We start from the raw sequence: 6,912 nt of genomic DNA on the forward strand, positions 1-6,912 counted from the left end.
GACGACAGCGCTCAGAGGTACGCGACGGAACGGTCGAAGGTTCAACGTTCCGCGTTGGCCGACAACTTCTCCAGCCCGGTGAGAACCTGCCCGGCCGCCGCCGTCGCGGTGGACAGCTGACGGGTCACCTCGGCCAGCACGGCCGCCTGCTCGTCCACCGAGGAGGCGATGTTGAGCTGCAGGTCGTGGATCCCGTCGACCGCCCCGGTGGTGGACGCGAAGGTCTGCGCCACGTCGTCGGTCTCCGCCACGATCGCGGTGATCACCTGGTTGACCTTCTGCACCGAACTGGCGGTCTCCCGGGCCAGATCCTTCACCTCGCCGGCCACCACCGCGAACCCTTTGCCCAGCTCACCGGCGCGGGCCGCCTCGATGGTGGCGTTCAGCGCCAGCAGGTTCGTCTGCTCGGCCAGGGACGCGATGATCGCGTTGACGTCCGCGATCTCACCCACCGACTGTTCGAGCTTGCGTACCTTCTCCCCGGCCGACGCGGCCGCGTCCTTGCCCTCCGCGGCCGTGCTCGCCGCTGACGCCGACCGGGTGGCGATGCCCCGCACGGACTCGGTGAGGTTCGCCAGTTCCCGGTCCACCGCCGCCACCGCGGAGATCGCCGCATGCGCCTCACTGCTGATCGTGGCCACGTCCGCGACGATCCGCCGGGCCCGCGCGGCGGTCTCCTCGGACCGTTGCCGCAGTTCCTCCGCGGCCCGTTCCTGCGCCTCGTGTTCGGCCCGTTCCACCTCGCGCCGGGCCTGTTCGGCCTGCTGGGCGAGGACCTCGTTCTCGCGTTCGGCCTGTTCCGCGAAGTGCCAGAAGATCACGATGCCGGCCACCTCGAGCACGAGCAGCCCGGCGTGCAGGGCGACCATGCCGATCGCCGCGCCGATGCCCATGTGATGGTCGCCGAACACCCGTTCCGGCGAGAGCAGCCCGAGCACGCCGTGGTGCACGACGACCACGCCGATCGACGAGACCAGCGGCGCCCACTGTTGATAGAGCGCCACGAAGATCAGTACGGCGTACAGGTGGATATGGGTGGCCATCTCCCCACCGGTCAGCTCGATCGCCACGAACGTGCACGCGATCAGCCCGACGCTGGTGTGCGACGACTTGCCCTTCGCCGACGGCACCACCGGCGCCAGCGAGGCCCACACGGCCACCGCGACGGTCAGCGCCACCGCCTCCCACACCGGCCGCGGCCCCAGGATGCCCACCACCAGGAACACCGGCACGTGGAACCAGAGGAGCCGGCTGACGATCCGGTGCCGGGCCTGCCAGGACGCCTCGGAGAGCCGGGCGCCGCGCGGGAGTGTCAAAGAGCTCACGTAGTACTGATCGGCTGGCCCCGCGAGGCCGTGAACGCTACATCGCGCAGAAGGTGCAAGGCCGGTGGCCGCAGCCGCGAACGGTGCAACGATGGAGTTCGGAGACGAGAAATCTGGGAGGGATCATGAAACGTCCCCGCCCCGGCCTGCCGCGCATCGACGAGACGGTGACCGCCGCGGACCTGCACGACTGCTGCGAGCAGGTTGCCGTGCCGGACTTCGACTACATGAGCGGCCCCGTGACGGCCTTCGTCGACGGCCTGCTGCACATCGACCCCGACGCGCCCCTGCCCCGCCGTCGCTACCGATACACCCCTAAACCGGGCGCCGAGGCGGAACGGCACACCGACGACGCCGCCCACAGCGCCGGGCACCTGATGGCCGACATCACGCGCATTCACCCGCGGAGATAAAGACACAGATCAAGCCCGAGCGGGGGTACGCGTAAAGCACAGTCCCCGCTTCTTCCTGCGGTCCTAGACGCCCCAGGCCCGCAGCAGTTCCCGCGCGTCCTGCGATGCGCCCTCGATCGCCGACACCGCCACGCCGTCCCAGGTCACGCCGCAGAGCAGCCGCAACGCGTCGACCGGGCCACCGGCCCCGTCCAGAGTCGCCCGTTCACCGTCCCGGGTGACCCGCCAGCCACCGGCCTGCTCACCGGCCGCCGGCACCACCGCGCCCTCGGCCGGACGGAACAGCCCGGACAGGTCCGCGCTCACGAACGTCGGACGGCGCTCCGGCGGCGCGGCCAGCAGATCGGCCGGCCCGCTCACCCCGGTCAGAACCAGCAGACTGTCCATGCCGGCGCCGACCGCGCCCTCGATGTCGGTGTCCAGCCGGTCACCGACGACCAGCGGCCGCTGCGCTCTCGCCAGGGTCGCCGCCGTGGTGAACAGACCCGGCTGCGGCTTGCCGACCACCACGTCCGGCTCCCGGTCCAGCGCGGTACGCAGCACCGCCACCAGTGAGCCGTTGCCGGGCAGCGGGCCGCGCGGGCTGGGCAGCGTGCGGTCGGTGTTGGTCGCGTACCAGGTCGCCCCGGCCCGTACCGCCAGCGCCGCCTCGGCCAGGTTCTTCCAGCCGACCTCCGGCCCGTACCCCTGCACCACCGCGACCGGCTCGTCCTCGAGCGTGCCCACCGGGGTGAGGCCCGCGTCGCGAACCTCGTCGCGCAGCGCGTCCGCACCGACCACCAGCACCGGCGAACCGGCCGGCAGCCGCTCGGCGAGCAGCGCCGCGGTGGCGCCGGCCGAGGTGAGCACCTCGGCCGGCGCCGCGCTGACACCCATGCCGTTCAGCAGCGCGGCGACGTCCGTGCCGCGCCGCGACGCATTGTTCGTCGCGTACGCGATCGCGGTCCCGTCGGCACGCAGCCGCTCGACCGCCTCGCCGGCTCCCGGGATCGGCTTGTCGATCAGGAAGACGACCCCGTCCAGGTCGAAGACGACCAGGTCGTAGGCGCCGGCGAGGTGATCACTCATCCCTGCGGACGCTCGTCCCCGGCCCGCCCGGTGAACTCGTCGCCCGGCTTCTCCAGCGAGTCGGTCACCCCACCGGTCCCCGCCGGCTCGGCCCCAGCCGCCGGCTTCTCCAGCGAGTCCGTGACACCCCCGGCGGATGCCGGCGCCGCGTTGCCGGCCGGCGCGGCGATCTCCCGCTCGCCGACCGAGTCGGTGACGCCGGCCCTGTCCGCCGACTCGTCGTCCGCCGCCGGCTTCTCCAGCGAGTCGGTCACGCCGCCCGTGGCCACCGCCACCGGCTCGCGCGAGCCCGGAGCCTCGCCCTCAAGCGGGTCGGTGTTCACGTCGGTCCCGGCAAGCCGGTCCTCGTCCCCGTCCTGCTCGTCCTGGTCGTCGCCCTGGACGTCGTCCTGCTCGTCCTCGTCTCGCTCGTCCTCGTCGAACTCGTCGTCGAGGTCATCGGCGTCGTCGGCGTCCGCGGCGCTGTCGGCCTCGGCGCGCGGGCCGTCGCCGGCGCCGTCCACCTCGGTCTCCTCGTCGTCCTCGTCCTCGAGGTCGTCGCCCTCGATGGAGACACCGTCGAGCTCGAGCAGCCGCTCAGCCGCGTCGGTCAGCTGCTCCTCGTCGACCGCGGCAGCCCGCGCGAACCACTCCCGGGCCTCGTCACGGCGGTCCGCCGCGAGCAGCGAGTCCGCGTACGCGTAACGCAGCCGCGCCGCCCACTCCGCGTCCTCCTCCGAGGTCAGCTCCCGCACCTGCAGCATCGCCACGGCCGCGTCGTGCTGGCCGAGGTCGCCCCGGGCGCCCGCCGCCACGATCAGCAACTCGATCGCATTGGCCTTCTCCAGGGTCGCCATGTCGGCGCCGCGGAACAGGTCGATCGCCCGCTCCGGACGGCCCAGAGCGCGCTCGCAGTCGGCCAGCTCGGCCAGGTGCGTCTGCCGCCCGGTCATCCGGTGATAGGTCCGCAGCTCGGCGATAGCGGTCGTCCAGTCACCCGCCGCGTACGCAGCCAGACCCACCGCCTCCCGCACCACCGCGATCCGGGAAGCCAGCCGGCGCGCCGCGATGGCGTGCTGCAGAGCCAGCTCCGAGTCCTCGTCGATGATTGTCCCGGCCGCAACCAGGTGCCGCGCTACCTGGTCAGCAACGCCCCGCGCCAGCGCCACCAGCTCGGCGCGAACCTCCTGGTCGAGGTCGGTCGCCTGGATGTCCTCGGGAATCTCCGGCGCCTGGAAGACCGGCTGCCCAGCGTCCCGCTCGTCCTGCCGATCGTGGCCGGCCCCGTTGTCCCGGAACCCACCCCGGTCACCCCGGTCGTCCCGCCGGAAGCCACCGTCGCCACCCCGGTCCCCACGGAACCCACCGCGGTCACCCTGGTAGCCCCCACGGTCGCCGCCACCCTGGTAGCCGCCCCGGTCCCGGTCACCACCACGGAACCCGCCGCGGTCGCCGCCCTGGTAGCCACCGCGATCCCGGTCACCACCACGGAACCCGCCGCGGTCACCGCCCTGGTAGCCACCCCGGTCCCGGTCACCACCACGGAATCCACCGCGGTCGCCACCCCGGTCACCCTGCGGCCGGTCACCCCGGTAGCCGCCACCCTGCGCCCGGTCACCCTGGAAGCTCTCGCGCGGCCCGCCCTGCGACCGGTCCCCACGGAACCCACCGCGGTCGCCGCCACCCTGGTAGCCGCCCCGGTCGCGGTCGCCGCCGCGGAACCCGCCACGGTCACCCTGGGGCCGGTCACCGCCGCGGAACCCGCCACGGTCACCGCCCTGGAAGCCCTCACGGGAACCGCCACGGTCGCCCTGCGGCCGGTCGCTACGGAAGCCGCCGCGGTCGCTCTGGAAGCCGCCCCGGTCACCGCCACGGTTCCGGTCGCCGCCACCCTGGTAGCCACCCCGGTCCCGGTCACCACCACGGAACCCACCGCGGTCGCCGCCACCCTGGTAGCCGCCCCGGTCGCCCTGCGGCCGGTCACTACGGAACCCACCGCGGTCGCCACCCCGGTCGCGGTCCCCACCACGGAATCCGCCACGGTCGCCGCCGCCCTGGTAACCACCACGGTCGCCCTGCGGCCGGTCACCACGGAATCCGCCGCGGTCACCCTGCGGCCGGTCGCTACGGAACCCGCCGCGGTCGCCGCCCTGGAAGCCCTCACGGGAACCGCCACGGTCGCCCTGCGGCCGGTCGCTGCGGAAGCCGCCGCGGTCGCCGCCCTGGTAACCACCACGGTCGCCCTGCGGCCGGTCACTGCGGAACCCGCCGCGGTCGCCGCCACCCTGGTAGCCGCCGCGCGAACCGCCGCGGTCACTACCCTGGTAGCCACCACGGTCCCGGTCGCCACCACGGAACCCGCCGCGGTCGCCACCGCGGTCCCGGTCGCCACCACGGAACCCACCGCGGTCGCCACCGCGGTCCCGGTCGCCACCACGGAACCCACCGCGGTCACCGCCGCCCTGGTAGCCACCGCGGTCGCCCTGGGGCCGGTCACCCTGCGGCCGGTCACCACCGCGGAATCCACCACGGTCACCCTGCGGCCGGTCGCTGCGGAAGCCGCCCCGGTCGCCGCCGCCCTGGTAACCGCCACGGTCGCCCTGCGGCCGGTCGCTGCGGAACCCGCCGCGGTCGCCGCCACCCTGGTAGCCACCGCGCGAACCGCCACGGTCACCACCCTGGTAGCCACCCCGGTCCCGGTCGCCACCGCGGAACCCACCGCGGTCGCCACCGCCCTGGTAGCCGCCGCGCTCTACACCGCGCGAACCGCCACGGTCGCCGCCGGCCTGGGAGCCGCCACGGTCGTCCCGGCGGAAGCCGCCACGGTCCCGGTCGCCGCCACCCTGGTAGCCGCCGCGCGAGCCACCACGGTCACCACCCTGGTAGCCGCCCCGATCGCGGTCGCCACCACGGAATCCACCGCGGTCACCGCCCCGGTCCCGATCGCCACCACGGAAGCCGCCACGGTCGCCACCGCCCTGGTAACCACCGCGGTCCCCGCCACGGGAACCGCCACCCTGGTAGCCACCCCGATCACCGCGGTCACCGCGGCGCGCGTCGCCGTCGCCGTCGCGACCGCGGCCGGGACGACGATCGTCGTCGCGGTTGCTGGAGCCGCCGTCCTGCGGTCCTTCAGTCACGGATCATTCCTTCCAGTACGGCGGCGGGCCCTCGGTACGGGCGGCCATGCCTCGACACACAAAGTTACTAGGGGGCAGACACACAAAAGCAGTCGAGGGCCGACCCCGAGCTGGGGCGGCCCTCGACCGTTACGTTGAGTCCGGCGGCGTCCTACTCTCCCACACCCTCCCGAGTGCAGTACCATCGGCGCTGGCGGGCTTAGCTACCGGGTTCGGAATGTAACCGGGCGTTTCCCCACCGCTATGACCACCGAAACAACCATCAGCGTGGAACAAACCAGCAACCCGGGCCGGCCTTTAGAGGCCGAACTACCGGGGTGGTTGTTCGTTTGCTGTGAATCACACAGTGGACGCAAGCGCAAAGTATTAGGTGGTTAAGCCCTCGGCCTATTAGTACCGGTCAACTCAACACGTTACCGTGCTTACATTTCCGGCCTATCAACCCAGTCGTCTAGCTGGGAGCCTTACCCACTCAAGGTGGTGGGATACCTCATCTCGAAGCGAGCTTCCCGCTTAGATGCTTTCAGCGGTTATCCCTTCCGAACGTAGCCAACCAGCCGTGCCCTTGGCAGAACAACTGGCACACCAGAGGTTCGTCCGTCCCGGTCCTCTCGTACTAGGGACAGCCCTTCTCAAGTATCCAACGCGCACGGCGGATAGGGACCGAACTGTCTCACGACGTTCTAAACCCAGCTCGCGTACCGCTTTAATGGGCGAACAGCCCAACCCTTGGGACCTGCTACAGCCCCAGGATGCGACGAGCCGACATCGAGGTGCCAAACCATCCCGTCGATATGGACTCTTGGGGAAGATCAGCCTGTTATCCCCGGGGTACCTTTTATCCGTTGAGCGACACCGCTTCCACACGCAAGTGCCGGATCACTAGTCCCGACTTTCGTCCCTGCTCGACCCGTCAGTCTCACAGTCAAGCTCCCTTGTGCACTTACACTCAACACCTGATTGCCAACCAGGCTGAGGGAACCTTTG

Annotated in this window: 5 protein-coding genes and 2 rRNA genes (1 of these 7 cut by a window edge); 2 read left to right on the forward strand and 5 right to left on the reverse strand. The window is 71.8% G+C overall.

Annotated features, from left to right (window positions below):
* Positions 1-41 precede the first annotated feature (41 nt).
* Positions 42-1,325, reverse strand: a complete 1,284-nt coding sequence (locus OHA21_RS28025) for a methyl-accepting chemotaxis protein (protein WP_328459786.1) — start codon at positions 1,323-1,325, stop codon at positions 42-44.
* Positions 1,326-1,450: 125 nt separating this feature from the next.
* On the opposite strand from OHA21_RS28025, the gene OHA21_RS28030 reads away from it, so the two are divergent.
* On the forward strand, positions 1,451-1,738 hold the full coding sequence (locus OHA21_RS28030; protein ID WP_328459788.1) for a hypothetical protein: 288 nt from the start codon (positions 1,451-1,453) through the stop codon (positions 1,736-1,738).
* Between the two features lie 63 nt (positions 1,739-1,801).
* Here the strand turns inward: OHA21_RS28030 and OHA21_RS28035 are convergent, their stop codons facing one another.
* Together OHA21_RS28035 and OHA21_RS28040 are read right to left on the reverse strand one after the other, a co-directional pair.
* Entirely contained in the window at positions 1,802-2,806 is a 1,005-nt protein-coding gene (locus tag OHA21_RS28035; protein WP_328459790.1) for an HAD-IIA family hydrolase, read from the reverse strand.
* On the reverse strand, positions 2,803-3,954 hold the full coding sequence (locus tag OHA21_RS28040) for a tetratricopeptide repeat protein (RefSeq protein WP_328459792.1): 1,152 nt from the start codon (positions 3,952-3,954) through the stop codon (positions 2,803-2,805). Before OHA21_RS28040 ends, OHA21_RS28035 begins: the two co-directional genes overlap by 4 nt.
* Between OHA21_RS28040 and OHA21_RS28045 the strand changes: the two genes are divergently transcribed.
* Positions 3,913-6,063, forward strand: a complete 2,151-nt coding sequence (locus OHA21_RS28045) for a hypothetical protein (RefSeq protein WP_328459794.1) — start codon at positions 3,913-3,915, stop codon at positions 6,061-6,063. The two genes, OHA21_RS28040 and OHA21_RS28045, sit on opposite strands and share 42 nt — an antisense overlap.
* Here the strand turns inward: OHA21_RS28045 and rrf are convergent.
* Positions 6,064-6,180 (reverse strand): 5S ribosomal RNA (gene rrf, locus OHA21_RS28050).
* Between the two features lie 115 nt (positions 6,181-6,295).
* A 23S ribosomal RNA gene (locus tag OHA21_RS28055) occupies positions 6,296-6,912 on the reverse strand (it continues 2,495 nt past the right edge of the window).

The organism is Actinoplanes sp. NBC_00393 (assembly GCF_036053395.1).
Classification (GTDB): Bacteria; Actinomycetota; Actinomycetes; order Mycobacteriales; family Micromonosporaceae; genus Actinoplanes.